At 62.1% G+C, this 25945-nt stretch carries 22 protein-coding genes; 7 read left to right on the plus strand and 15 right to left on the minus strand.

Annotation, left to right across the window (positions count from 1 at the left end; genetic code table 11):
• Positions 1-18 precede the first annotated feature (18 nt).
• The 5 genes from J3P84_RS17685 to J3P84_RS17705 form a co-directional block, all read right to left on the minus strand.
• Positions 19-1038 carry a LacI family DNA-binding transcriptional regulator gene (locus J3P84_RS17685; protein WP_305495672.1) on the minus strand — a complete coding sequence of 340 codons (1020 nt, stop codon included), beginning with the start codon at positions 1036-1038 and terminating at the stop codon, positions 19-21.
• Positions 1039-1041: 3 nt separating this feature from the next.
• Entirely contained in the window at positions 1042-2019 is a 978-nt protein-coding gene (locus J3P84_RS17690; protein WP_305495674.1) for an ABC transporter permease, read from the minus strand.
• Entirely contained in the window at positions 2016-3569 is a 1554-nt protein-coding gene (locus tag J3P84_RS17695; RefSeq protein ID WP_434624790.1) for a sugar ABC transporter ATP-binding protein, read from the minus strand. The genes J3P84_RS17690 and J3P84_RS17695 overlap by 4 nt, the downstream gene beginning before the upstream one ends.
• A gap of 55 nt (positions 3570-3624) precedes the next feature.
• A complete protein-coding gene (locus tag J3P84_RS17700) occupies positions 3625-4584 on the minus strand; it encodes a sugar ABC transporter substrate-binding protein (RefSeq protein WP_434569083.1) in 960 nt (319 codons plus the stop codon).
• A gap of 134 nt (positions 4585-4718) precedes the next feature.
• Positions 4719-5165, minus strand: coding sequence for a hypothetical protein (locus tag J3P84_RS17705; RefSeq protein WP_434624792.1), 447 nt, complete (start codon positions 5163-5165; stop codon positions 4719-4721).
• Positions 5166-5491: 326 nt separating this feature from the next.
• Here J3P84_RS17705 and J3P84_RS17710 point away from each other — a divergent pair, with 326 nt between their 5' ends.
• The 3 genes from J3P84_RS17710 (at position 5492) to J3P84_RS17720 (ending at position 7737) form a co-directional block, all read left to right on the plus strand.
• Positions 5492-6580, plus strand: coding sequence for an asparaginase (locus tag J3P84_RS17710; RefSeq protein ID WP_434624794.1), 1089 nt, complete (start codon positions 5492-5494; stop codon positions 6578-6580).
• Positions 6581-6742: 162 nt separating this feature from the next.
• A complete protein-coding gene (locus tag J3P84_RS17715; RefSeq protein WP_434569086.1) occupies positions 6743-7042 on the plus strand; it encodes a DUF1654 domain-containing protein in 300 nt (99 codons plus the stop codon).
• 5 nt (positions 7043-7047) lie between these two features.
• Positions 7048-7737, plus strand: a complete 690-nt coding sequence (locus tag J3P84_RS17720; RefSeq protein ID WP_434624796.1) for an endonuclease — start codon at positions 7048-7050, stop codon at positions 7735-7737.
• A 135-nt stretch (positions 7738-7872) separates the two neighbouring features.
• Here the strand turns inward: J3P84_RS17720 and J3P84_RS17725 are convergent, their stop codons facing one another.
• Positions 7873-8238, minus strand: coding sequence for an SPOR domain-containing protein (locus J3P84_RS17725; RefSeq protein ID WP_434603587.1), 366 nt, complete (start codon positions 8236-8238; stop codon positions 7873-7875).
• A 247-nt stretch (positions 8239-8485) separates the two neighbouring features.
• On the opposite strand from J3P84_RS17725, the gene csrA reads away from it, so the two are divergent.
• Positions 8486-8680, plus strand: coding sequence for a carbon storage regulator CsrA (gene csrA / locus J3P84_RS17730; protein WP_003179932.1), 195 nt, complete (start codon positions 8486-8488; stop codon positions 8678-8680).
• Positions 8681-9053: 373 nt separating this feature from the next.
• Here the strand turns inward: csrA and cysS are convergent, their stop codons facing one another.
• Positions 9054-10436, minus strand: a complete 1383-nt coding sequence (cysS, locus tag J3P84_RS17735) for a cysteine--tRNA ligase (RefSeq protein WP_434624798.1) — start codon at positions 10434-10436, stop codon at positions 9054-9056.
• Positions 10437-10457: 21 nt separating this feature from the next.
• The gene (locus J3P84_RS17740; protein WP_434624800.1) at positions 10458-12155 is read right to left on the minus strand and encodes a glutamine--tRNA ligase/YqeY domain fusion protein; all 1698 of its coding nucleotides are present in this window, start codon (positions 12153-12155) and stop codon (positions 10458-10460) included.
• Between the two features lie 250 nt (positions 12156-12405).
• On the opposite strand from J3P84_RS17740, the gene J3P84_RS17745 reads away from it, so the two are divergent.
• On the plus strand, positions 12406-12909 hold the full coding sequence (locus J3P84_RS17745) for a peptidylprolyl isomerase (RefSeq protein WP_434624802.1): 504 nt from the start codon (positions 12406-12408) through the stop codon (positions 12907-12909).
• Entirely contained in the window at positions 12906-13673 is a 768-nt protein-coding gene (locus J3P84_RS17750; RefSeq protein WP_434624804.1) for a UDP-2,3-diacylglucosamine diphosphatase, read from the plus strand. Before J3P84_RS17745 ends, J3P84_RS17750 begins: the two co-directional genes overlap by 4 nt.
• Positions 13674-13782: 109 nt before the next feature.
• On the opposite strand, the gene J3P84_RS17755 is transcribed toward J3P84_RS17750, so the two are convergent.
• From J3P84_RS17755 to J3P84_RS17785, 7 genes are all read right to left on the minus strand, one after another.
• Entirely contained in the window at positions 13783-15312 is a 1530-nt protein-coding gene (locus J3P84_RS17755; protein WP_434624806.1) for a DHA2 family efflux MFS transporter permease subunit, read from the minus strand.
• 166 nt (positions 15313-15478) lie between these two features.
• Positions 15479-16675: an efflux RND transporter periplasmic adaptor subunit gene (locus J3P84_RS17760; RefSeq protein WP_434624808.1), complete on the minus strand. Its 1197-nt coding sequence runs from the start codon at positions 16673-16675 to the stop codon at positions 15479-15481.
• A 15-nt stretch (positions 16676-16690) separates the two neighbouring features.
• Positions 16691-18160: an efflux transporter outer membrane subunit gene (locus J3P84_RS17765; protein ID WP_434624810.1), complete on the minus strand. Its 1470-nt coding sequence runs from the start codon at positions 18158-18160 to the stop codon at positions 16691-16693.
• On the minus strand, positions 18157-18630 hold the full coding sequence (locus J3P84_RS17770) for a MarR family winged helix-turn-helix transcriptional regulator (RefSeq protein ID WP_305495695.1): 474 nt from the start codon (positions 18628-18630) through the stop codon (positions 18157-18159). The genes J3P84_RS17765 and J3P84_RS17770 overlap by 4 nt, the downstream gene beginning before the upstream one ends.
• A gap of 212 nt (positions 18631-18842) precedes the next feature.
• The gene (locus J3P84_RS17775) at positions 18843-22517 is read right to left on the minus strand and encodes a translocation/assembly module TamB domain-containing protein (RefSeq protein WP_434624812.1); all 3675 of its coding nucleotides are present in this window, start codon (positions 22515-22517) and stop codon (positions 18843-18845) included.
• The gene (locus tag J3P84_RS17780; RefSeq protein ID WP_434624814.1) at positions 22514-24241 is read right to left on the minus strand and encodes an autotransporter assembly complex protein TamA; all 1728 of its coding nucleotides are present in this window, start codon (positions 24239-24241) and stop codon (positions 22514-22516) included. Before J3P84_RS17780 ends, J3P84_RS17775 begins: the two co-directional genes overlap by 4 nt.
• Positions 24242-24306: 65 nt before the next feature.
• On the minus strand, positions 24307-24951 hold the full coding sequence (locus J3P84_RS17785; RefSeq protein ID WP_434569098.1) for a GNAT family N-acetyltransferase: 645 nt from the start codon (positions 24949-24951) through the stop codon (positions 24307-24309).
• Positions 24952-25128: 177 nt separating this feature from the next.
• Here J3P84_RS17785 and xthA point away from each other — a divergent pair, with 177 nt between their 5' ends.
• Positions 25129-25941: an exodeoxyribonuclease III gene (gene xthA / locus J3P84_RS17790; protein ID WP_434624816.1), complete on the plus strand. Its 813-nt coding sequence runs from the start codon at positions 25129-25131 to the stop codon at positions 25939-25941.
• Positions 25942-25945 lie beyond the last annotated feature (4 nt).

The raw sequence follows: 25945 nt of genomic DNA on the forward strand, positions 1-25945 counted from the left end.
ATTACTCGTCAATTCGGTTCAGCGGTATTGGGCGAATGTACCGGACAGCGGTGCAGTCGATTCTCGCAAGACAATGCTGGGCGTCACGATCCGCTGGTCGGTGGCAAGCGTCGGCGTGGCGATCCGGCGTAGCAGCACTTCGGCCGCCATCTCGCCGAGTTGCAGGATCGATTGCCCCACCGTGGTCAGCGCCGGGTAGACGTAACGGCTCATCTGGATGTCGTCGAAGCCGATGATCGACAGCTCGCCGGGCACCCGCACGTTGCGTTCGGCGGCGGCGCGCAGCGCACCGATGCCGATCATATCGTTGGCGGCGAAGATCGCGCTGGGCGGCTGCTGCTCAAGCAGTTGCGCCGCCGCGCGATAGCCGCCGGTACTGGTGAAATCGCTTTCGAGCATGCGCTCTACGGGCAATTCGATCCCCGCCTCTTTCAGCGCACGGCAGTAACCCGCCAGGCGCATCTGCGCCACACTGGTGTCCGCCGGCCCACCGATAAAGGCAATGTCGCGGTGCCCCAGCTCCAGCAGGTGCCGGGTCGCCAGGTACGCGCCATATTCGTGGTCGATACGCACCAGGTCGGCGTCCACCCCATCGAGCCCGCGGTCGACGATCACCATGGGCGTGCGCACGTTGGCCAAGCCCTCGGCCAGGCCGACATCGCCGCCGGCCGACGCCACGATCAAGCCGTCGATGCGTTTTTCCAACAGCACCCGCAGGTAACTGCGCTGCTTGTCCGGGTTGTCGTCGGAATTGCACAGGATCACGCAATAGCCATTGCGCTCGCAGTAATCCTCGATCCCACGGGCCAGTTCGGCGAAGTACGGGTTGAGGCTGTTGGGCACCAGCAGGCCGATAGTCGCCGTGGTCTTGGCCTTGAGTGAACGCGCCACCGCGCTGGGCACGTAGTCCAATCGCTCGATGGCCGCCTCGACTTTGCGTCGCACCTCGTCACTGACCGGTCGCGTCTTGTTCACCACGTGGGACACCGTCGTGTAGGAGATCCCCGCGAGCGCCGCCACATCCTTGATCGTTGCCATGCTTCAAGCCCGCCGACTGGCGCGCTGGCTGCGGTACGTATCGAGCACCACCGCCACCACGATCACCGCACCGGTAATGATCCTTTTGGTCGGCTCGGTCGCGCCGATCTGGGCCAGGCCCGCCGCCAGCACCGAAATGATCAGCACGCCGAAGAAGGTACTGATGACCGAGCCACGCCCGCCCATCAGGCTCGTACCGCCGATGACCACCGCGGCGATGACTTGCAGCTCAAGCCCTGAACCGGCGTTGGGATCTGCCGCCTCCAGGCGCGAAATCTGGAACAGCGCGGCGACACCAGCGAGCAGCCCCATCAGGCTGAACACCAGGATCTTGTAGGGTTTGGGATTGATGCCGGCCAGGCGCACAGCCTCTTCGTTGGTGCCGATGCCGATCAGGTAGCGACCGAACACGGTACGGGTCAGCACGGCCTGGGCAATGAAAATCACCAGCAAGGCAATGATGAACGAAGGGGAAATACCGAAGGCGATCGGGTTGGACAGCCAGGCGAAGGAGTCGCCGATATAGGCGGTCCGCGAGCCGGTCATCTGGTACGCCAGGCCACGGGCCATTTCCAGCACGCCCAGCGAGACGATGAACGACGGGATGCGCCACGCCACGGTAATCGAACCGGTCACCGTCCCGGCCAGCGCCGCCACGGCCATGCCGAGCAAGGCCGACGGCCAGACGCTCCAGCCCCAGCCGAGCACCGCGACGCTGACGGTCGAGGCCGCCAGCGCCAGCACCGAGCCCACCGACAGGTCGATGCCGCCGATGATCAGGATGAACGTCATGCCGACCGCCAGTACCATCAGGTCCGGAATCTGGTTGGCAAGGGTGCTGAAGGTGTCGTAGGAAAGGAAATGGCTGCTCAGGACCGAGAACAGCGCGACCATGGCCAGCAAGGCGCCGGCCAGGCCCAGGTAGGTGCCAAGGCCATAAAAGTTGCCATTCGATTTGCCGACGGCAGGAGCGGTTTTCATGAGAGTTCCCTAGGCGCTGCTTCGTTGAGCAACGCATCACGTTTCTGGTAGCCGGCGAACGCGGCGGCAAGCAAGTCATCCTGGGTCCAGCTGTCGCGCTCGAAGGTGTCGATCAGGCGCCCGGCGGACAGCACGCCGATCCGGTCGCAGATCAGCATCAGTTCCCGCAGGTCACTGGACACCACGACCAGCGCCTTGCCCTGGCGAGTCAACTCACCGAGCAGCGCATAAATGTCGAATTTGGCGCCGACGTCGATGCCCCGGGTCGGCTCGTCGAACAGCAATACCGAGCAATCACGTTCGAGCCAGCGGCCGATCACGACCTTCTGCTGGTTACCGCCGGACAGCTCCGACACCAACTGCGTCGGGCTGGAGCTGCGGATGCGCATGGCATCGATCTGCCGCTGCGCCAGCGAGAGTTCCTCGCTGCCGTTGACGAAACCGCCACTGGAAATCTCCGGCATGTTGCCCAAGGCAATATTGGCCGCGATGGATTGGGTCAGCAGCAAGCCTTCGCCCTTGCGATCCTCGGTAATCAAGGCGATGCCATGGGCCACCGCGTCGGACGGCGAGCGAATGCTCACCACCTGCGCCGGTGAACCCAGCGCCACCGTGCCGCTGTCGGCCGCATCGGCGCCGAAGATCAGCCGCAGCAGCTCGGTGCGCCCCGCCCCGATCAGGCCGGAAATACCGAATATTTCGCCACTGCGCACTTCAAAGGACACATCGCGAACCTTGTCGGAACGGCTCAGGCCCTTGACCGTCAGTGCCGGTGCGCCGATCTGGCGCGGGCCCAGGTCGATGTGCTCGCCCAGCTCGCGACCGACCATCAGCGTCACCAGTTGCTCGCTGTTGTAGTTGGCCATCGGCTCGACGCAGACCAGGTTGCCGTCGCGCAACACCGCAATGCGCTGGGCCACCCGCGCCAGTTCTTCGAGGCGATGGGAAATGTAGATGATCGACACGCCGCGGGCTTGCAGACGGGTAATCTGTTCGAAAAGCATCTCGACTTCACGGGCCGTCAGCATGGCGGTCGGTTCGTCGAGGATCAGCACATGGCAATCGCCGATCAGGTTGCGGGCGATCTCGACCATCTGTTGGTGACCGATCCCCAGCTCACCGACCAGCGTGTCAGGATCGATGGCATCCAGCCCCACCTGGGCCATGGCCTCGACTGCCGCCTTGCGCAATTGCTTGCGGCTGATCCAGCCAGCGTGGCTGGGCAGGTTGTCGAGGAACAGGTTTTCAGCCACGGAAAGGGTCGGCAGCAGGTTGAGCTCCTGCATCACCATGCGCACGCCCAACGATTCAGCCTGGGTCCGGCTGCCGGGACGGTAATCCTGCCCCTGGAATTGCATCTGCCCGGTTGTCGGCGTGACCAGCCCGCCGATGATCTTGGACAAGGTACTTTTGCCGGCGCCATTTTCGCCGGTCAGCGCCAGCACTTCACCGCGCATCAACGTCAGGGTGATATCGCTCAGTACCGGCTGCGCATAGGTCTTGCCGATACCGCTGACGCAAAGGACAGCGTTCGGATCACGAACGGACATAACAAACTCTCCAATGCGCCCGCCCGGACGGGCGAGCGCCGTTGTGTCGCCAGGGTTACGGCTTGGTCACCAGCTCGACCGGAGTTTCGATGACGCCGTTGGTGCCGCTGTCGACTTTTTCGCCCTTGAGCATCTTCAGCGCGGTTTCGATGCCGAACACTGCCTGCCTGGCAGCGAACTGGTCGGCTGTCGCCAGGACGCGACCGTCCTTGAGCATCGGCTTGATGGCGTTGATGTTGTCGTAGCCGACCACTTGCACCTTGCCCGCCTTGCCCGCGGCACGAACGGCCGAGACCGCACCGACCGCCATGCTGTCGTTGCCGGCCAGCAATGCCTTGATGTTCGGATATTCGCTGAGCATCGACGCGGCAACCTGGTTGCCCTTGTTGATTTCCCAGTCACCGGATTGCAGGGAGACGACTTTGATCTGCGCCGCCTCCATCGCATCCTTGAAGCCTGCGGTGCGCGCCTGGGCGTTGGTGGTGGTCGACACGCCTTCGATGATGCCGACCTCGTCACCGGCCTTGAGCTGCTTGGCCAGGTATTCACCTACCAGGCGGGCGCCCTTGCGGTTGTCCGGACCTACGAACGGCACGTTGATGTTCTTGCTCTTGACCACGGCCGGATCGAGCTGGTTATCGATGTTGATCACCGTGATGCCGGCATCCACGGCTTTCTTGATCACCGGCACCATAGCCTTGGAGTCGGCCGGCGCGATGATCAGCGCATCGACCTTGGACACGATCATCTGCTCGACGATGCGAATCTGGTTGGCGGTGTCGGTTTCATCCTTGATCCCGTTGGAGATCAGGTCGAACTCGGCGGAGTGTTCCTTCTGATAAGCCTTGGCGCCATCTTCCATGGTCAGGAAGAATTCGTTGGCCAGGGATTTCATGACCAGGGCGACCTTGGGTTTTTCGGTGGTCTGGGCGAGCGCCGAGGAGAATGGCAGCGCTGCGGATGCGGCCGCGAGCATGGCGACGGCGAGAAGGCGTCCAGCGAATGGCAGCTTCATGGGTTCACTCCGATTTTATGATTATTGTGAGCAAAATCGTCGCACGACAGCCGCGCAAACGTTTGCGTGGAATGAACTATGGTAAAGCATCAGGGTTTTGTCAACGTTGCGGTTTCATCCGCAACGTTGAAACGTCAAGCGGTGGTATTCACCAGCGCCCCCGAACCCGAATCCTTGGCCAGTTCCTTGATCAGGTTGCCGGTGACCTGTTGCAGCGCGCCGGTGGTATCGGCGATTTGCCCTTGGATAGCCATGATAGCGGTCGTCTTGGCTTCGGGCGTTGAATAGGCACGCGTCTGTGCAGCGGCAAGTTGTTGCTGCTGCTCCCGCAATTGCTGCTGGAGTTCCTGCATTCGCTTGAGCAGCACTTGCATAGCGATACTTTGCGTGCTGCCACTTTTCTCGGTCTTGCCCTCGGCTTCGGTCGCCAGGTTCGCACGGACCGTGCCGGTTTCCTGCGTTTCGCCCAGCGCCTCGTCAGCCGCGTCGGCGCTCGCCTCCCTCAAGGCATTCAGCGTGGAGATGGATCTACCACCGATGGTGATGGTCGCGGCATTGGGAAAGCCGATGGAAAAGGACATGTCTCGCTCCGTGAATGAATTCCTACAAAGGCATCGTCCGCCGGAGCATTTTCTTTAGGGCTTCAGACCTTTCTTTCAGCCCTTTCCCTTTCGGGTAACCGAACAGTAAACACTCGCGGCATTCGGAAACCCGTCCCCGGACTGCTTGCCCGGGCCCCTCACTTAATACACATCGTTATGGATCTCAACATCTTAGGCCCTGATCAGCGGCGCCGACCGGGCTGGTACGGATCATGCTCCTCCAGCTGTGTTCCCGGCATTCAGGTCTGCCGGAACATCTAGATGAATCCTCATGACTAGATTCCTCATGACTAGAGAGAAAAATAATGACATCTGCTTTCAAGACTCTTGTTCCGGGCGCCTTGGCCCTTCTGCTCCTGCTGCCCGGCGCGCTCCAGGCAAAAGAAACCCAAACTGAGCAAAAGCTCGCCAACGTCGTCATCCTCGCCACCGGCGGCACCATCGCCGGCGCGGGCGCCAGCTCGGCCAACAGCGCCACTTACCAGGCGGCGAAGGTGGGCATCGAACAACTGATCGCCGGCGTGCCCGAGCTCAGCCGACTGGCCAATGTGCGTGGCGAACAGGTCATGCAAATCGCCTCGGAAAGCATCACCAACGACAATCTGCTGCAGCTGGGCCGGCGCGTCGCCGAGCTCGCCGACAGCAATGACGTCGATGGCATTGTCATCACCCATGGCACCGACACGCTGGAAGAAACCGCGTACTTCCTCAACCTGGTGGAAAAGACCGAAAAACCGATCATCGTCGTCGGCTCGATGCGTCCCGGCACTGCGATGTCGGCCGATGGCATGCTCAATCTCTACAATGCCGTGGCCGTGGCCAGCAGCAAGGAAGCACGGGGCAAGGGCGTGCTGGTGACCATGAACGATGAAATCCAGTCCGGTCGCGATGTCAGCAAGATGATCAACATCAAGACTGAAGCCTTCAAGAGCCCATGGGGTCCGCTGGGCATGGTAGTGGAAGGCAAATCCTACTGGTTCCGCCTGCCGGCCAAGCGTCACACCCTGGACTCGGAATTCGACATCAAGACCATCAAGAGCCTGCCGGACGTGGAAATCGCCTACTCCTACGGCAACGTCAGCGACACGGCTTACAAGGCCCTCGCCCAGTCCGGCGCCAAGGCGATCATTCATGCCGGAACCGGCAACGGTTCGGTGTCGTCGCGGGTTGTGCCTTCGTTGCAGGCCTTGCGCAAGGAAGGCGTGCAGATCATTCGTTCGTCCCACGCCAACGCCGGCGGTTTCGTGCTGCGCAACGCCGAACAGCCTGACGACAAATACGACTGGGTCGTGGCCCACGACCTGAATCCGCAGAAGGCGCGCATCCTGGCCATGGTCGCCCTGACCAAGACTCAGGACAGCAAGGAATTGCAGCGGATGTTCTGGGAATACTGATGGCTGCGCCCGGCCACTTTCGGTCGGGCGACTTTCGCCACCTGCTTCCTACAACCAGGTGGCGCTTCGCCTACACACCCCGCTAAAAAAGCGTATTTCTCCTACACCAAAGTCGGAAAAGTGTTGTCAGACGATTTTCTTGAATTTTAAGCAGTTGCGTAATTGCCTACGGTTAAATACTGTATGCCCGTACAGCTTAATAAGGATAATCCTGTGGCAACGCCTCTCGCTGCAACTACCCCCTTAGATTCCTACACTCGACTCGGCCTGCGCGTCTCGAAAATCATCAATTCGCCCACCGCGCAAAAGGCCAAGGCCGCGCTGATCTTCCGCCTGCCCGACGAGCCGATCGACGAGTGGGAACGCCTGCTCGAAGAAATCGACGAGAACGACAACGTCACCCTCGCTTATCGCGACGATGGCGGTGTGCAGGTTTTCTGGGTTGTGCCGAAGGAAGATTGAGCCCGATGATTGTTCGCTGTTTAGCTTTATTGCTCGTCTTCGTTGCCACGGGTGCACAGGCTGGTGCGCCGCGCACCTTCAACGAAGCCAAGAAAGTCGCCTGGAAACTCTATGCGCCACAATCCACCGAGTTCTACTGCGGGTGCAAATACACCGGCAACCGGGTGAACCTCGCGGCATGCGGTTATGTACCGCGCAAGAACGCCAATCGCGCCTCCCGCATCGAGTGGGAGCATATTGTCCCGGCCTGGCAGATCGGTCATCAGCGCCAATGCTGGCAACAGGGCGGGCGCAAACAATGCACCCGCTACGACCCGGTCTATCAACGGGCCGAGGCGGATCTGCATAACCTGGTGCCGAGCATTGGCGAGGTGAACGGTGATCGCAGCAACTTCAGCTTCGGCTGGTTGCCGGTGCAGAAAGGCCAGTACGGCTCATGCCTGACTCAGGTGGACTTCAAGGCCAAGAAGGTCATGCCGCGCCCGTCCATTCGGGGGATGATCGCCAGGACGTATTTCTACATGAGCAAACAATACGGTTTGCGCCTCTCCAAACAGGACCGGCGTCTGTATGAAGCCTGGGACAAGACCTATCCGGTGCAGGCCTGGGAACGCCAGCGCAACCAGAGCGTGGCGTGTGTCATGGGCCGCGGGAACGAATTCGTCGGCCCGGTGGACCTGAAGGCCTGCGGCTGACCTGGCATTCGTTAACAGCACAAAACAATGTAGGAGCGAGCTTGCTCGCGATAGCGGAGTGACAGACAACAGGTTTGTCGACTGATATACCGCTATCGCGAGCAAGCTCGCTCCCACAGGTTCTGTATTGACCGATTATTGAGCAGGCGGGAAGTCCACCACCAAGGCTTCGATATTGCGTTTCTTCGCACGGACCAGGGCAGCGGTGATCTGTTCCTGCTTCGCTTCGGCTTCAGCCTTGGAGCTTAACGGCCCTACCAGGACGCGATCCTTGCCGTTTTCCCTGACGACGGTGGACATGAAGCTGTGCTCGATCAGCCATCCGGTCAGGTCGCTGACGGCCTGGGGCGTCTGGCCTCGAACCTCGACGGCCCACTGCGGTGCGGCAGCGGCGGCCGGCGTGGAGCTCGCCACGGGCTTGGGCTTGGGTGCCGCGACGTCACGTCCTTCACCGCATCCCGCCAGCGCCAATACCACCAATACCCAAGCCAATTTACGCACAACGATTCCCCCGAAAGACATGAGGCGGGAATTTTAGCACTCACTGTCGCCAAAAACGCCGCAAACGGAGCTCAAAACACGAGAAACCTCTCCGGCGTCTCTGTATAGTCGCACCCTGGGAATTAATGCAGCATCTGCACGTCAGAAAGAGGCACCCACATTGTGACACTTAGCACTAATCTATAAGCAGTACCGACATCTGCACTGTCTGAATCAGGTGCCCTATAAAGCAATCAAGGAGAACACCATGCTGATACTCACCCGCAAAGTCGGTGAAAGCATAAACATTGGTGACGACATCACGATCACCATTCTGGGCGTAAGCGGCCAACAAGTCCGGATCGGCATCAACGCCCCGAAAAACGTTGCGGTGCATCGAGAAGAAATCTATCAGCGTATCCAGGCCGGCCTGACTGCTCCTGACAAGCCACAAACGCCCTGAGCCCCTGCCGCAATCCGCAGCCAGCCCGTTTGCAGCAGCGCAGTGGCTGGCTAAAGATCAGGCCGACCGAGCCTCACCCTGCTCTATCCCGCCTCTGACGTTCCGTTAAAACCGATACTACTGGCATGTCTCACAGCATGGCTGTCAGACGTTTCGTTTTAATGGCGACGAAGCAGGCGTTCGTGACCGGTTCCGGCATGGGGACTGCTGTCAGCGCGAGGGTCGAAGCGACCTGTTCCAGCGTAGACATACAAAAAACTGTGGGAGCGAGCCTGCTCGCGAATGCGGTATATCAGTCAAACCATTGTTGGCTGATATTGCGCTTTCGCGAGCAGGCTCGCTCCCACAGGGGCATTGCAAGGACTGGAAGGACTCAGTCCGCCAACCGCCAGGTCGTCCCGCCCTTGCCGTCTTCGAGCACCACGCCCATGGCGGTGAGCTGGTCGCGGATGCGGTCGGATTCGGCCCAGTCCTTGTTGGCCCGCGCGGTCAGGCGCGCCTGGATCAAGGCCTCGACCTCGGCGGCGTCCACGCGGCCCTCGGCGCCGGCTTGCAGGAAGTCGTCGGCTTCAAGCTGCAACACGCCCAACACGCTGGCCAGTTCCTTCAGCCGCGCTGCCAGGCCCGCCGCCGCATCGAGATCACTCTCGCGCAGGCGGTTGATCTCACGCACCATCTCGAACAGCACCGCGCAGGCTTCCGGCGTGCCGAAGTCGTCGTTCATCACTTCGGTGAACCGCGCCACGAACGCTTCGCCACCGGCGGGCGCCACGTTCGGCAGGCCCTTGAGTGCGTGGTAGAAACGCTCCAGGGCGCCCTTGGCATCCTTGAGGTTGTCTTCCGAATAGTTGATGGCGCTGCGGTAGTGGCTGGACACCAGCAGGTAACGCACAACTTCCGGGTGATACTTGTCGAGCACGTCGCGGATGGTGAAGAAGTTGTTCAGGGACTTGGACATCTTCTCGCCATTGATGCGGATCATGCCGCAATGCATCCAGGCATTGGCGTAGGTCTTGCCGGTAGCCGCTTCACTCTGGGCGATTTCGTTTTCGTGGTGCGGGAATTCCAGGTCGCTGCCGCCGCCATGAATGTCGAAGGTCTCGCCCAGGCAGCAGGTCGACATCACCGAGCATTCGATGTGCCAGCCCGGACGCCCGGCGCCCCACGGTGAATCCCAGCTCGGCTCGCCCGGCTTGGCGCCTTTCCACAGCACGAAGTCCAGCGGATCTTCTTTCGACTCGTCGACCTCGATGCGTGCGCCGATGCGCAAATCTTCGATCTTCTTGCGCGACAGCTTGCCGTAGCCCATGAACTTGGCGACGCGGTAGTACACATCGCCGTTGCCCGGTGCGTAGGCATAGCCCTTGTCGATCAAGGTCTGGATCATCGCCAGCATGCCCGGGATGTGGTCGGTGGCCCGCGGCTCCAGGTCCGGCTTCTGGATGTTGAGACGCGCCTCGTCCTCGTGCATGGCCTTGATCATGCGCTCGGTCAGCGCATCGAACGCTTCACCGTTCTCGTTGGCCCGATTGATGATCTTGTCGTCGATGTCGGTGATGTTGCGCACATAGGTCAGGTCATAACCGCTGAAGCGCAACCAACGGGTCACCAGGTCGAAGGCGACCATGCTGCGGCCATGGCCGAGGTGGCAATAGTCGTACACGGTCATGCCGCAGACGTACATGCGGACCTTGTTGCCATCCAGCGGCTTGAAGACTTCTTTGCTCTTGGTGAGCGTGTTGTAGATCGTAAGCACAGGGTTTCCCTTAAGACTTGATCACTGACCCCAGGAGTCGCGCAAGGTCACGGTACGGTTGAACACCGGAGCACCGGGTTTCGAGTCCTTGATATCCGCGCAGAAGTAGCCTTCGCGCTCGAACTGGAAACGGTCTTCCGGCTGTGCGTTGCCCAGCGAAGGCTCGGCACGACAACCGGTGAGTACTTGCAGGGAGTCAGGGTTGATGTTGTCCAGGAAACTGGCGCTGTCCTCGGCCTTCTCCGGGTTCGGCGAACGGAACAGGCGATCGTACAGGCGCACTTCGCACTCGACGCTGGCGGCGGCCGGCACCCAGTGGATCACGCCCTTGACCTTGCGGCCTTCCGGGTTCTTGCCCAGGGTGTCGGGATCGTACGAGCAACGCAGCTCGACGATGTTGCCGTCGGCGTCCTTGATCGCCTCGTCGGCGCGGATCACGTAGCTGCCGCGCAAGCGCACTTCGCCGGCAGGCTCCAGGCGCTTGTAGCCTTTGGGTGGCTCTTCCATGAAGTCGTCACGGTCGATGTAGATTTCCCGGGCGAACGGCAGGACGCGCACGCCCATGTCTTCTTTCGGGTGGCACGGCAGTTCGAGGTTCTCGACCTGGCCTTCCGGGTAATTGGTGATGACGACTTTGAGCGGCCGCAACACGCACATGGCGCGCGGCGCGCTGTGGTCCAAGTCCTCGCGAATGCTGAATTCCAGCATGCCGAAGTCCACCACGCCGTCAGAACGGTTGGTGCCGATCATCTCGCAGAAATTGCGGATCGATTTCGGCGTGTAACCACGACGGCGGAAACCCGACAGCGTCGACATGCGTGGGTCATCCCAGCCGTTGACGTGCTTCTCGTCCACCAGTTGCTTGAGCTTGCGCTTGCTGGTGATCGTGTAATTCAGGTTCAGCCGGCTGAATTCATACTGGCGCGGGTTGGCCGGCACCGGCAGATGCTCGAGGAACCACTCGTACAGCGGACGATGGCTTTCGAATTCCAGGGTGCAGATCGAATGCGTGATGCCTTCGATGGCGTCCGACTGGCCATGGGTGAAGTCATAGTTCGGGTAGATGCACCATTTGTCGCCGGTCTGGTGGTGATGAGCGTGACGGATGCGGTACATGATCGGGTCGCGCAGGTTCATGTTCGGCGAGGCCATGTCGATCTTCGCGCGCAGCACGCGGGCACCATCCGGGAACTCACCGGCGCGCATGCGGGCAAACAGGCCGAGGTTCTCTTCCACGCTGCGGTCACGGAACGGGCTGTTCCTGCCCGGCTCGGTCAGGCTGCCGCGATATTCCTTGGCCTGCTCCGGCGTCAGGTCACACACGTAGGCGTTGCCGGACTTGATCAGTTCCACCGCCCAGTCGTGCAACTGGTCGAAATACTGCGAGGCGTAGCGCACTTCGCCGGCCCATTCGAAGCCCAGCCACTTGACGTCGCTCTTGATCGCGTCGATGTATTCCTGGTCTTCCTTGGCCGGGTTGGTGTCATCGAAACGCAGGTGCGTGACGCCACCGAACTCCTCGGCCAGGCCGAAGTTCACGCAAATGGATTTGGCGTGACCGATGTGCAGATAGCCGTTGGGCTCCGGCGGAAAACGGGTGACGATCTGCGTGTGCTTACCCGAATCCAGGTCCGCCTGGATGATCGGGCGCAGGAAATTGACCGGCACGGCCGGGCCGGTCTTGGAATTCGAGGTAGGGTCGACAGTGGGCTTGCTCATAGGATCCTTGAACATACAAGTGCGCGGCCGGGTGCGGCCTGATAAATCAAAGCCCGTATCATAGCCGATGCTGTCAAGCACCTGACAGGCCAGGCCGGCAAACGATTGAATTTATTCGACAGCCAGATGAAAAACAGCCTCGAAATTCGCGCATGGCGCGCTAAACTGCCCAGCCTGGCCGATTACAGCCAGACCGGTTGCGGGCGTCTGCGCCCCCGAAACCCACGAATTCCTTGAAAGAGTAGTGATCATGACCCAAGTCAAACTGACCACCAACCATGGCGAGATCGTCCTGGAGCTGAACGCCGAAAAGGCACCGCTGACCGTTGCCAACTTCGTCGAGTACGTCAAGGCCGGCCATTACGAAAACACCGTTTTCCACCGTGTCATCGGCAACTTCATGATCCAGGGCGGCGGTTTCGAGCCAGGCATGAAGGAAAAGAAAGACAAGCGTCCAAGCATCCAGAACGAAGCCGACAATGGCCTGCCGAACGAAAAATACAGCGTCGCCATGGCCCGTACCATGGAGCCGCATTCGGCTTCCGCGCAGTTTTTTATCAACGTGGCGGACAACAGCTTCCTGAACCACAGCAGCAAGACCACCCAGGGCTGGGGCTATGCTGTATTCGGCAAAGTGGTCGAAGGCACTGACGTGGTCGACAAGATCAAAGGCGTCTCCACTACTTCCAAGGCTGGCCACCAGGACGTCCCGGCAGAAGACGTGATCATCGAGAAAGCCGAGATCATTGAGTGATATTGCTGATTTCAGACCTGCATCTGGAAGAGGAGCGCCCGGACATCACCCGGGCGTTTCTGGATTTACTCGCCACACGCGCCCGCTCGGCGCAAGCGTTATACATTCTGGGCGACTTCTTCGAAGCCTGGATCGGCGACGATGCCATGACGCCGTTCCAGCGCTCCATCTGCCAGGCCCTGCGCGAATTGAGCGACAGCGGCACGGCAATTTTCCTGATGCACGGCAACCGCGACTTCATGCTCGGGCAGGCCTTCTGCAAAGCGGCCGGCTGCACCCTGCTCAAGGACCCGACCGTCGTGCAATTCAGCGACGAGCCGGTGCTGCTGATGCACGGCGACAGCCTGTGCACGAGGGATGTCGGCTACATGAAACTGCGGCGCTGGCTGCGCAACCCGGTCACGCTGTTCATCCTGCGCCACCTGCCCTTGGGCAGCCGCCAGAAACTGGCGCGCAAGCTGCGCAGTGAAAGCCGCACGCAGGTGAGGATGAAAGCCAACGACATCGTTGACGTCACGCCAGAAGAGGTCCCGCGCGTCATGCAGCACTATGGCGTAAAAACCTTGGTCCACGGCCACACCCACCGCCCCGCCATCCACAAGCTGCAACTGGGCGAACACGCCGCCCGGCGCATCGTGCTGGGAGATTGGGACAAGCAGGGCTGGGCGTTGCAGGTGGATGAGCAGGGCTTTTCGCTGGCGCCGTTCGAGTTTGCCCCGCCGCCACAACTGCCGGCACCCGACACAATCCCCGACTACATATAGATCCCTTGTGGGAGCGAGCCTGCTCGCGAAAGCGCTGTGTCAGTCAAACATCACTGACTGATAATCCGCATTCGCGAGCAGGCTCGCTCCCACAGGGGTTGTGTTTGGTTTAATGACCGCTGGCGGCAGGCCCGGCCTTCGCCGCAAACGGCGGTTTCGCCAGCCACACCAGCAGGATCAACCCCATGAACGCCCAGCCCAGCAGCGTGAAGTAATCCACGGTGGAGAGCATGTACGCCTGGCTGGTGAGGATCTGGTCGAGCTGGGCGTACACCGGCGTGCTCGCCCCGCCGAGCTGGTTGATCGTCTCGCGCGTGGCCGGTTCGAAAGTGCTGATGCTTTCGCTCAGGTAGGCATGGTGCTGGTCGGCGCGGCGGATCCAGATCCAAGTGGTCAGCGACGCGGCAAAACTGCCGCCCAGGGTCCGCAGAAACGTCGCCAGCCCCGCGCCGTCGGCGATCTGCTGGGGCGGCAGGTCCGACATCAGGATGCTCAGGGTCGGCATGAAGAACAGCGCCACGCCGATGCCCATGAACAGCTGCACCAGGGCGATGTGCTGGAAATCCACCTCGTTGGTAAACCCGGCGCGCATGAAGCAACTCAAACCGATCGCCAGGAACGCCAGCCCGGCCAGCAGGCGCAGGTCGAACTTGTGGGCGTATTTGCCAACGAAAGGTGACATCAACACCGGCAGGATCCCGATGGGCGCAACCGCCAGGCCGGCCCAGGTGGCGGTATAACCCATCTGGGTCTGCAACCACTGCGGCAGGATCAGGTTGATGCCGAAGAATCCGGCATAACCGCCTACCAACACAATCGTCCCGATGCGAAAGTTGCGATAGGCAAACAGCCGCAGGTTGACCACCGGATGGCGGTCGGTCATTTCCCAGATCACGAACACGGCCAGCGCAACGACCGAAATCAGCGCGCCGACGATGATGAAGTTCGACTCGAACCAATCCAGGTCGTTGCCCTTGTCGAGGATCACCTGCAACGCCCCGACACCGATGATCAGGGTGATCAACCCGACGTAATCCATCGGCTGGCGACTGGTGACCACCGGCCGCGCCTTGAGCTGCTGACGCACCACCAGCACCGCGAAAATCCCGATCGGCACGTTGATGAAGAAAATCCACGGCCAGCTGTAGCTGTCGGTGATCCAGCCGCCCAGGATCGGCCCGGCGATCGGCGCCACCACCGTGACCATCGCCAGCAAGGCCAAGGCCATCCCGCGCCTGGCCGGCGGGTACACGGCAATCAGCAAGGTCTGGGTCATCGGATACAGAGGCCCGGCCACCAGGCCCTGAACCACACGAAAACCGATCAGCTCGGGCATCGACGTGGAAACCCCGCAGAGGAACGAGGCCAGGACGAACAGCATCGTTGCCCACAAAAACAGTTTCACCTCGCCAAACCGGCGGCTCAGCCAACCGGTCAGCGGCAGCGCGATCGCATTGCTCACCGCAAACGAGGTAATGACCCAGGTGCCCTGCTCGGAACTGACGCCCAGGTTGCCGGAAATGGTCGGCAAGGCGACGTTGGCGATGGTCGTATCGAGCACCTGCATGAACGTCGCCAGCGACAACCCGATGGTGCTGAGCAACAGGCTGGGCGGCGTGAAGGACGCGTTATTGCTCATTGCGAGAATCCTGAATCGGAGGTGGTTAAATTGTCAGGTCAAGACACGAACCCTGTGGGAGCGAGCCTGCTCGCGAAAGCGCTGTGTCAGTCACCATGGAGGCAAGCTGGCCCGCCGCTTTCGCGAGCAGGCTCGCTCCCACAGGGCCGGTCCGTGCCGTCATTGACTAGCGCTGTGCGGTCTTGCTCGCCGCCGCGCTGTTCTCATGAATCAGTCGAGTGATCATCGCGTCGGCATCGGCCAGCTGGCGGGCGTAGACCTGAGTGCTGAACGAGGCTTTTTGTGGTGGCTGCTGGGCCAGTACCGGGCCGCTCTGGTCGTGGAGATTGACGTTGACCTGGGTCGACAGGCCGACCCGTAGTGGATGCCTGGCCAGCTCCTCGGCATTGATATGAATGCGCACCGGCACCCGCTGGACGATCTTGATCCAGTTACCGGTGGCGTTCTGCGCTGGCAGCAAGGCAAACGCGCTGCCGGTACCGGCGCCCAGGCTGTCCACCGTGCCGCTGTACTTCACGTCGCTGCCATAAAGGTCGGTCTCGATGTCCACCGGCTGGCCGATGCGCATGTCACGTAGCTGGGTTTCCTTGAAGTTGGCGTCGATCCACAACTGGTCCAGCGGGATCACCGCCATCAGCGCCGTGCCCGGCTGCACGCGCTGCCCGAGCTGAACGGTGCGCTTGGCGACGTAACCGGTCACCGGCGCAATCAAGGTGCTGCGAGCATTGCTCAGGTAAGCCTGGCGCAATTGCGCGGCCGCCGCCTGTACGTCGGGATGGTTCGACACCACGGTGTCATCCACCAGCGCGCTGGTCGTCATGAGTTGTTGCCGGGCGTTAGCCAGGGCGTTCTGCGCCGAGGTCAGATCGTCCCGGGCGTGGGACAGTTCTTCCTGGGAAATCGCCCCGCCGGCCGCCAGGTTCTTGCGTCGGTTGTAGTTTTCCCGAGCCTTCTGCACTTCCGCTTCCTGCGCATGCACCTGCGCTTTCATGCCGTCGACATTGCTGTACAAACCACGCACCTGGCGCACGGTATGGGCCAGGTTGGCCTGGGCACTTTGCAAGGCAACTTCGGCGTCGTTCGGGTCGAACTGCACCAGCACCTGGCCTTCGCGCACCAGGTCACCGTCATCGGCACCAATGCTCACCACGGTGCCGATGACTTGCGGGGTGATTTCCACCACGTTGCCGTTCACGTAGGCATCGTCGGTGCTTTCGCTCCAGCGTCCATAAAGTTCATGCCAGGCCCAGACACCGACGCCGGCGAGAATGACGATCAGGGCCAGGGCCAGCAGCAACACCTTGCGCTTGCGCGGGTTGCCGCTGTCCTGTTGGGTTTCCTGGGTAGTTTCGGCAGTTGCCATGACAAGTACCTCGAATCAGTGAGTCGGCGCGGTGGCGGCCGGAGTGGCCGAAGCGATGGTCTGGGTATCGAAACCACCGCCCAGGGCCTGCATCAGTTGGATCGACAGATCGATCTGCTCGGCATTGAGGGTCGCCAGTTGGCGCTGGGCCTGGAGCAGTTGTTGCTCGATGCTCAACACGTCCAGGTAATTGCCGATGCCGGAACCGTAGCGCTGGACCACGGTGTCGTAGGAGTTCCGGGCGATATCCACCGCGTGTTGCTGGGCGCCGAGCTGCCGACCGATGTCGCGCAACTGGTTGATGGTATCGCTGACGTCGCCAAGGGCCGCGACCAGGCTCTTGTTGTATTGCGCCACCGCCAGGTCGTAATCGGCGTCCCGGGCATCCAGGTCCGCCCGCAGGCGGCCGCCATCGAAGATCGGCAACGACACGGTCGGCGCCACGTTGAAGAAACGACTGGGCGCGCCGAACATCGCGTCACCCAGCAGCGATTGCGCCCCCGCCGCCGCGCTCAGGTTGAGGTTGGGGTAGAAGTTGGTCTTGCCGGCCTCGATGTTCTTGCTCGCGGCCTCGACCCGCCACCGCGCCGCGACCAGGTCGGGACGGCGACCGAGCAACTCGGCCGGCAGATTCGACGGCAGGGCAACCGCGCTGGCCTGCAGCACGTTGGGCCGGGCGATGTCGTTGCCCCGGTCGGGACCTTTGCCCAGCAGCACCGCCAAGGCGATCTTTGCGCTTTGCAGGCGTTTTTCCGCGTCGATCAGCGTCGCATCGGCGCTGGCTTCGAGGCTTTCGGTCTGCTGGAACTGGTATTCGCTGTCGATCCCGGCACCGAGACGGCGTTTGCCCAGGTCGAGCATCTGCCGCGTGCGCTTGAGATCTTCATTGGCCAGGTCATAAATGATGTGGGCCTGGCCCAGGTCGCTGTAGGCCCGGGCCACGTCGGCGGCGAGGGTCAGTTGCGCGGCCTGGCGATCGATCTCGGCGGCGCGGGCCTGGCCCAGGGCCGCTTCCCAGGCGGCACGTTGGCCGCCCCAGAGGTCGAAGTTGTAATTGAAATCGACGCTCAGCGAACGCAGGGTGCTATAGGCGCCGCCCTGCCCTTGCGGGTCCTGGTCACGAGCCAGGCGCGAACGGCTGATACTGCCGCTGGCGTCGAGGGTCGGCAGGCGCGCGGCATTTGCGGCATAGGCAGCGGCGCTGGCCTGGTGCACCCGGGCGCTGGCGATCTGCATGTCCGGGCTGTCGCGCAGCGCTTCACGGATCAGGCCGTCGAGTTGCGGGTCGCCAAGGCTTTTCCACCAGTCGTTTTTCGGCCACGCCGCGGGCGACAGTTTGACCCCGGTCAGCGATTGCCCAGCCTGCAGGCTCTTAGCCTCCAGGCTGACGCCCTCGGTCTTCAGGCCGCTGTAGCTGGCACAACCGGCGAGGCTCATGGCCAACAGCACAAGGCTCAGGCGGCTACGCAAGGTTTGATGTTTCATTTGGCCCCCAATCGCAGGACGGTGATGGGGTCACCGGCGGCGAGCAGTATTTTCTTGAGGATGTCTTCGAGGGTTTGCAGCTCCTCGCGGCTGATGGCGCCGGCCAGTTGATTCATGGCGTCGGCACCGATGAACGGCAGGCGATCGGCGAGGGCCTGGCCGGCGTCGGTCAGCACCAGACGAACCTGGCGCCGATCCTGTGCCGAGCGCTGGCGAACCAGAAAGCCCTTCTGCTCCAGGCGGTCGAGCATGCGGGTCATCGAGCCGCTGTCCAGCGACAGGTACCGGCACAGCTCGACCGGCGTATCGATGCCGTGCTGGGCCATGATGATCAACACCTTGAACTGCGCGGCGGTGATGCCGACAGGCTCCATGTGGGTGTCGATGATCCGGTCCTTGAGCGCCGCGGCGCGGCCAAGGAGCATGCCGAGATGGCAATTGTGGAATTCGTCCGGGGTGAAATGCTTCATCTGGATACCGTTAGCTGCCTAGGCAGTGAATGTATGTCCAGATGTTACTGCTTAGGCAGCAAATGTCAAACAAATAGTTAGTTAGCTATGCATAAACCTCTGTGGGAGCGAGCCTGCTCGCGAAGGCGGTACGTCAGTCAGCAGAAATCTTGGCTGTCAGACCGCATTCGCGAGCAGGCTCGCTCCCACAAGGAGGGCAGGGTTGGGGTAAATCAGAAATCGCGCTTGTAGAAGATATCCAGCGAGCTGGCGACGCCGCTGGCGGCTTCGAGGTAGACCTTCTTGCTCAGCTTGTAGCGCAGGGCAATGGTATTGGCCGGTTCGAACACTCCGACGCCGTAGCGCAGGCTGAGTTTTTCCGACAGGTTGCCGCTGGCGACCACGCTGGTTTCGTTGCCGCTGCCCTGGGTGTCGAGTTGGAAATCCTCGATTCCCAGGTTGTTGGCCAGGCTGGTGGTCACGCCGGAACTGCCCATCAAGCCCAGGCCCAGTGCGGCCTGGGCGAGCATGTTGTTGTCTTCGCCAGTGGTACTCAGCGGCCGGCCCAGCACCAGGTACGACAACGCCTGCTCCTGGCTCATGGCCGGTTCCGAGAAGATTTGCGTGGTGGGTTGCTCGGCGCTGCCGCTCAAGCGGATGCCGGCGATCACATCGTCGGTCTGGCGGATCGCCTCGATGTCCAGGTACGGCTGATCGATAGGCCCGGCGAACAACAAGCGCGCCCGGCGCACCGTCAACCGCTGCCCATAGGCCCGATAGCGGCCGTCGTTGAGCCAGAGTTCGCCGCGAGTGTCCATGTTATCGCCAATGTGCACCTGCCCCTGGACGTTGGCGGTGAGCCCGAATCCCGAAAAGGCAAGCTTCTCCTGGCCGACGAGCACGTCGATGTCCATTGCCATGGCCATCGGTGCCTTGCCCTCTTCGGTCTGGTGGCCGACGATCACCGTGTCGTCCGAAACCTTGACGGTTGACGGCGGCAATTCGCGAATGGTGATCTCGCCCTTCGGCACCAGGACCTTGCCGGCAATCGCCAGCCGCTCGCCCTGCAGCGTGATTTTCAAGTCCGGCGCCACGTCCAGCACCGCATAGGGTTCGACGGTCACCGGCAGTTGCGAGCCCTTGAGTGCCAGGTCCATGGTCAGCGCCTCGCCCCAGCCGATGTTCCCGGTCAGGCGGCCCTGCCCGCTCTTGCCACTCTTCCAATCGCCATCCAGACGCACCGTTTCACCGGCGATCATCGCCCGCAGTTGCAAGGCTTCGAGGCTGACCGGCAGTTCGGGGCCGGACACTTCGCCGTCGCTGAGCACCAGGTTGCCGTTGACCTGGGGCGCGAGCAGCCCGCCGGACAGCGTGCCACTGCCGTTCAAGTGACCCGTGAGGGTTTCCACCATCGGCACGAACGGACGGGCGACGGACAGGTCCAGGCCACTCAGGCGGAACGAACCGCTCAGCGGCTTGCTCGCTGGCAACGGATTGATCCGCGCCTGGACCATCAGTTCGCCGAGCCTGGCGCCGACGAAATTCAGATCGGTATCGATGCGCGTGGGTGTCAGGCGGCTGTCGAGCGTCAGGGTCTGGTAGGGGAAGTCCAGCCACTGTTCTTTATCCCGAATCCGCAACGTGCCGCCGCTGGCATCCACCAGCACCCGGCCATTCGGGCCGCTGGCCGGCAGGTCCAGTTGCAGGTCGGCGTTGAGCCGGCCTTGCCAGGCAAAATCCTTGGGCATCCACTGGGCCAGGCTTTCGATGGGGAATTGCTTGAGGTGATAGCGCAGCTTCGGCTCCGGCATCAGCCGTTGGTCTTCGCCGCACAGGCTGGCCTGGCCGGAGCGCCAGCAGTGGGCACCGAAGTTCAGCGTACCGTTGGCCAGCCGTTCCAGCTTCGCCGGCGCTTGCAGGCGCCAGTCCTGACCGCCGACCCGCAGGTCGCCACTGGCCAGGCGTCCACGCCAGCTGCCCTGATCCAGCGTGCCATCAAGGGCCAGGCTGGTTTTCAACTGGGGCCCTTGCAGGTCGACCGTCAGTTGCTGTTGCTTGATATCGCCCCGCCCGCTCAACGTCAGGACGCCAAGGGAAGTTTCGCCGCTGCGGATACCGCTGGCCTTGAGATCGACTTTGCCCCGTTGCGCGCCGTCGAGCGTCGCGTCCAGGTTCAGGCTTTGCAGATGGTTGTCCTGAAACGCCAGTTGCGTGCCTTGCAAGTCGAGCTTGCCCTGGGGGGCCTTGAGCGTGCCGGCCACGTCGACACGCCCGCTGACCTGACCGCGCAACTGCGGCCAGAGCTGGGCCAGGCGCGAGAGCTTGATGTCGATCAGGCCGGTCAGCTGCTGTTGCAGGTTGCCCGTACCGTTGATGCGGTTGTCGCCGAGGCGGATATCCAGTGCGCCGAGGTTCCATTGCTCGCCGGCGCCGCTGGCCTTGGCCTGGAACAGTGCCGGCTGGCCGCGCAGCTTGCCCTTGAGGTCCACGTCCGCGTCGAGTTCCATGCGCTGGTTTTTCATCGAGCCTTTACTGCGCAACGGCCCGGCCAGCGTGCCGGGCAGTTCGGCGAGCCAGTACGCCGGATTGACCGATGACAGTTGCAGCGCGGTGTCCCAGGCGATGCCGTCGGCAAACTGCAGGTCCAGATGCCCTTCGGCCTTGCCCTGTCCGGCGGCAAGCTTGAGTTCAGGCAAGTGGATTTGCCTCAGGTTGCCGCTGAACGGGCTGCCCAGGCTGAACGCCCCGGCGGGACCGTCCAGCGCCGCCTGGAAATTGCCCAGGTACTGGCCGTCGGTGTACGAGACTTCGCCATTAAAACTGCGCAGCGTGACTTGCGGCTCGTCGATCAGCGGATAAAGGCGATGCCAGGGGAAATCCAGCCAGGCGACTTTTGCTTCGGCGTTCAGCCCTTCACGCCAATCCAACTGCCCGGTGAGCTTGAGGGTCTGCTGGTTGCCGGCGTCGAGATCCAGCCCGGCGACTTGCGCGCCATTGGCGTCCACCTGGCCTTGCAGCAGCAACGCCACCGGCCCCTTGTCGGCGGGCAGAGTCGCCTTGCCGAGCAGTTGATAACCGTTCTTCAGGTCGCCTTCGCCGGTCAGTTCCAGTTGGTTGAGCAGCAGCGTGTCCGGCAGATCGGCGCTGGCCTTGAAGCCGTCGGCGGTGATGCGCACTTTGGCCGGCAGGTTATCCGCCAGCGGTTGCAGTTCGCCCGTCAGGCGGCCTTGCAGGTAACCACTGCTGTCGGCCGTAAGGTTGAGGGTCTTGAGCAGGTCGCCGGCGACTTTTAGGTCCAGCGCCCAAGGCGTCGCGCCCGGCGCTGGCAGGGTCAGCTGGCCCGTCGCGTTCAGCGGCCAGTCGCCGTGCGGTTGCAGCAGGCCGGATAACTTCAGGCTCAGTTCGTCGCGCTGCAACTGCACCGAGTCGATCTGCAAACCCTCGGCGGTCCAGTGCGCCACCAGTTGCAGCCCCTTGAGCTGCTCGCTACCGTTGAACGACAGGCTGCCCACCTGCACATCGCCCAGTTCGATCGCCAGCGGCAAGTCCAGGTCCGGCAGGCTGATCGGGCCGCTGCTCGGTTCATCGGCGGTGGCTGGCAACTGCACGGCGATGGCGTCGGCCTTGAGCTGTTCGATGCACAGGGTCATGCGCAGCAGGCACGACGGCGACCAGGCGAAGTTCGGCCGCTCCAGCGCCACCCGGCGGGTATCTTGCTGCCACAGCACCCGATCGGCGCTCCACCGCCCGCCCAGCCGCCCCTGGAAATTCTCCACGCTCAGGCCCGGTACCAGGCCGAGAGCCCAACGGCTGCCAAAGGCGGTGCCCAACACAATGCTCAAGGCCAGGACGACCGTCAGCAGTAACCCGGCGAGCGCCAGGAGCACTAATTTCAAACCGCGATTCACAACTCGGGCCCCATGGAAAAGTGCAGTCGAATGCCGCCGTCGTCGTCCATCGCATGGGCCAGGTCGAGACGGATCGGGCCGACCGGCGAGACCCAGCGCACGCCGACGCCGACCCCGGTCTTGAGGCTTGGCAGTTCAAGGCTGTTGAAGGAGTTGCCCTGGTCGACGAAAGTCGCCACGCGCCATTTCTCCGCGACCGAATATTGATACTCGACGCTGGCGGCCACCATGTAGCGACCGCCGATGCGATCGCCCTCGGAGTTCTCCGGCGACAGGCTCTGGTAGTCGTAGCCACGCACGCTCTGGTCGCCACCGGCGAAAAAGCGCAGGGACGGCGGGATCGACTTGTAGCCGTTGGTGGCGCTGCCGCCCACCTGGGCCCGGGCCAACAGGCGATGTTTGTCGAATACCGTGGTCAGGCCCTTGACCATGGCCGTGCCATACAAGAGGTTGTTGTCCGAGCCGAGTCCTTCCTTGGCGACCTTGGTGTCGAATTGCAGGCGATAGCCGTTATGCGGGTCGATGCGGTTGTCGCTGCGCAGGTACGAATAGCTGACGCCGGGCATCAGCAAGGTGCTCAGGCCCGAATCGTCGCCGAGGCGGTATTCTTCGCGCTGCCATTTGAGCGACACCACCCGCTGCCAGCCGCTGGGCAGCTTGCTGTGCCACTCGGGGCCCACGGTCAGCAGTTTGCTGAGGGTGTCGGTGCCGGACAGTTCTTCATATTGGTAGCCGCCGGCGTAGCGCATCTTGTCAGTCAGTGGCGGGTCGAGCGGCACGTCGTACCAGAGGCCGACGTTTTGCCGGGGCGCCGATATTTCCGCTTCCCAGCCATAGCTGTGGCCTTGGGGATTGACCCAGTGACGCGTCCAGTTGGCCTTGGCGCGCGGGCCGACGTCAGTGGAAAATCCCAGGCCCAGGCCCATGGTGCGCGGCTTGCGGGTGTCGAGCTTGACCGCCACCGGGATCACATTCTCGGTGGCCGCGGTGGGCGCCGCATCAACGCGCACGCCTTCGAAATAACCGCTCGACTGCAAGGCCTGGTTGAGTTCGGCAATCAATTCGGAATCGTAGGGCGCGCCCGCCTTGAACGGCACCATGCGCTGCAGCAGGTCCTCGTCGAACGGCGTATCGCCCTCGAAACTGACCGGTCCCAGGGCGTAACGCGGGCCGCTGTCGTAGATCAGCTCGACATCGGCAACGCCAGCCTTGGGATCCACGCGCAACGTCTGGCTGACAAACTTTCCGCTGAAAAAACCATAACGCGAGGCCTGGTTCTGGATCGTCCGCTTGGCATCTTCATAGCGTCCGTGATTGAGCACCGCACCCGGTTTGAGACCGGCGTTGGCCGGCACCCGGAAACTCTTCAGCGAAGCCGCCGGGCCGTCGATGCGGATCGTGACATTGCGCAGGTGCACCGGCTCGCCGGGGTCGATGGTCAGGATCAGGCGCGGGTCCTTGCCAGCCTTGACCTCGCTGTCGATCTGCGGCTGGTAATAGCCGAGCGCCTGGGCCGCCTTGCGCGCCTGCTCCTCGGCGCCGCGACTGAAACGCAGCAGTGCCTCTTCGTCACGCTCACCGAGGCCACCGATATAGCCCTCTACATTGGCCTTGAGCTCGTCATTGGACGGTTTGACCCGTACATCCAATACACTTTGTGCCAGCGCGGCGCAGCTGAGGGACAGCAAGAGCGCGCCACTGGTCATTCGTCCTGGGAAATTCATGGCGCGGATGCTATCACGAGCTTGGGAGCCTGATAGAGCCGGACGCTTCGCAAAAGTTCGTCCGATTATGCCGTCGCGCTGTGTAAAACCTGCGGGTTGGCGTGAAAGAACACATGCTCGCGGACCGGTCCTACCGCGATTTCGCCGATTTCCTCATAGCCCTGGCGTTTATAAAATTCCAGGTAGCGCGGGTTGCCGGTATCGAGCACGACGCCTTGGGAATGCTCGTCCACCGCACACCAGTTATGGACTGCCTCAAGCAACTGTTCGCCGTAATGCTGGCCCTGGAACTGCGGATGAACCCCCAGCAGTGGCAGCACATGGACCGCGTCCGATGGCAGGCAGGCCAGCACCGCGGCGTGATATTCCAGATAACGCCGGGTGCAGCGAAACCCCGTGCTCAAGACCATGCGCAGGCGCCAGGCCCAGCTTTCGGTAATGCCCAGGCGCCGCTGCGGCGGGGCAATCAGGGCGATGCCGATCAGGCGGTCGTTGACCAACAGGCCGATCGCTGGCAGGTCCTGGAAGAAATGCTGCTTGACCAGTTCACGCACCGTCGCCCGCACCCGCTGTTCGTAACCGGGACGCTCGGATTCGAACAGGTAGCTGAAGGTCGGCTCATGGCGGTAGGCCTGGTACAGCAATGAACGCGCTTCGCGGGAATAGCCGCTGTCGAGCATGTGGATATCAGCGGTAATGGCGTCAGGCATGGTGGTGGATCTCCTGGGCGAGGCTCGGTGAGGCCCTGCTCTTATTGACTACGAACCCGTCAGGGCTGTGATCGTTCCTACATGCCAGAGGACATTAGCAGTGCATTTGTCCTACCGCCACGCTGGCTCCCTTCCGACATGTCAGCTAGCATCGCAGTTTTGCCAGGACAGCCGACCATGAAGATCGTCTCCTTCAACATCAACGGGCTGCGTGCCCGTCCCCATCAGTTGGCGGCACTGATCGACAAGCACCAGCCTGACGTCATCGGGTTGCAGGAAACCAAGGTTCACGACGAACAATTTCCCCTGGCCGAGGTGCAAGCCTTGGGTTATCACGTGCATTACCACGGGCAGAAAGGCCATTACGGCGTCGCCCTGCTCTCGCGCCAGGCGCCGCTGACCCTGCACAAAGGTTTCGAGACTGACGACGAAGACGCCCAGCGGCGTTTCATCTGGGGCACCTTCGCCGATGCCAATGGCGTGCCGGTGACCATCATGAACGGTTATTTCCCTCAAGGTGAAAGTCGCGACCATCCGACCAAGTTCCCGGCCAAGCAGCGCTTCTACAGCGATTTGCAGCAACTGCTGGAAGCCCGCTTCAGCAACGACCAGCCGGTGGTGGTGATGGGCGATGTGAACATTTCTCCGGAAGACTGCGACATCGGTATCGGCCCGGACAACATGAAGCGTTGGCTGAAGACCGGCAAATGCAGCTTCCTGCCGGAGGAACGCGAATGGATGGCGCGCCTGAAGAATTGGGGTCTGGTGGACAGCTTCCGTCACCTGAACCCGGACGTCAGTGACCGCTTCAGCTGGTTCGACTACCGCAGCCGCGGTTTCGAGGACGAGCCCAAGCGCGGCCTGCGCATCGATTTGATCCTTGCGTCCCAAGGCCTGCTGCCACGGGTCAAGGACGCCGGCGTGGATTATGAATTGCGCGGCATGGAAAAACCCTCGGACCACGCGCCGATCTGGCTGGAACTGAGCTGATCCA

It is taken from the genome of Pseudomonas sp. Z1-29 (genome assembly GCF_051131995.1).
In the GTDB taxonomy this organism is placed as follows: domain Bacteria; phylum Pseudomonadota; class Gammaproteobacteria; order Pseudomonadales; family Pseudomonadaceae; genus Aquipseudomonas.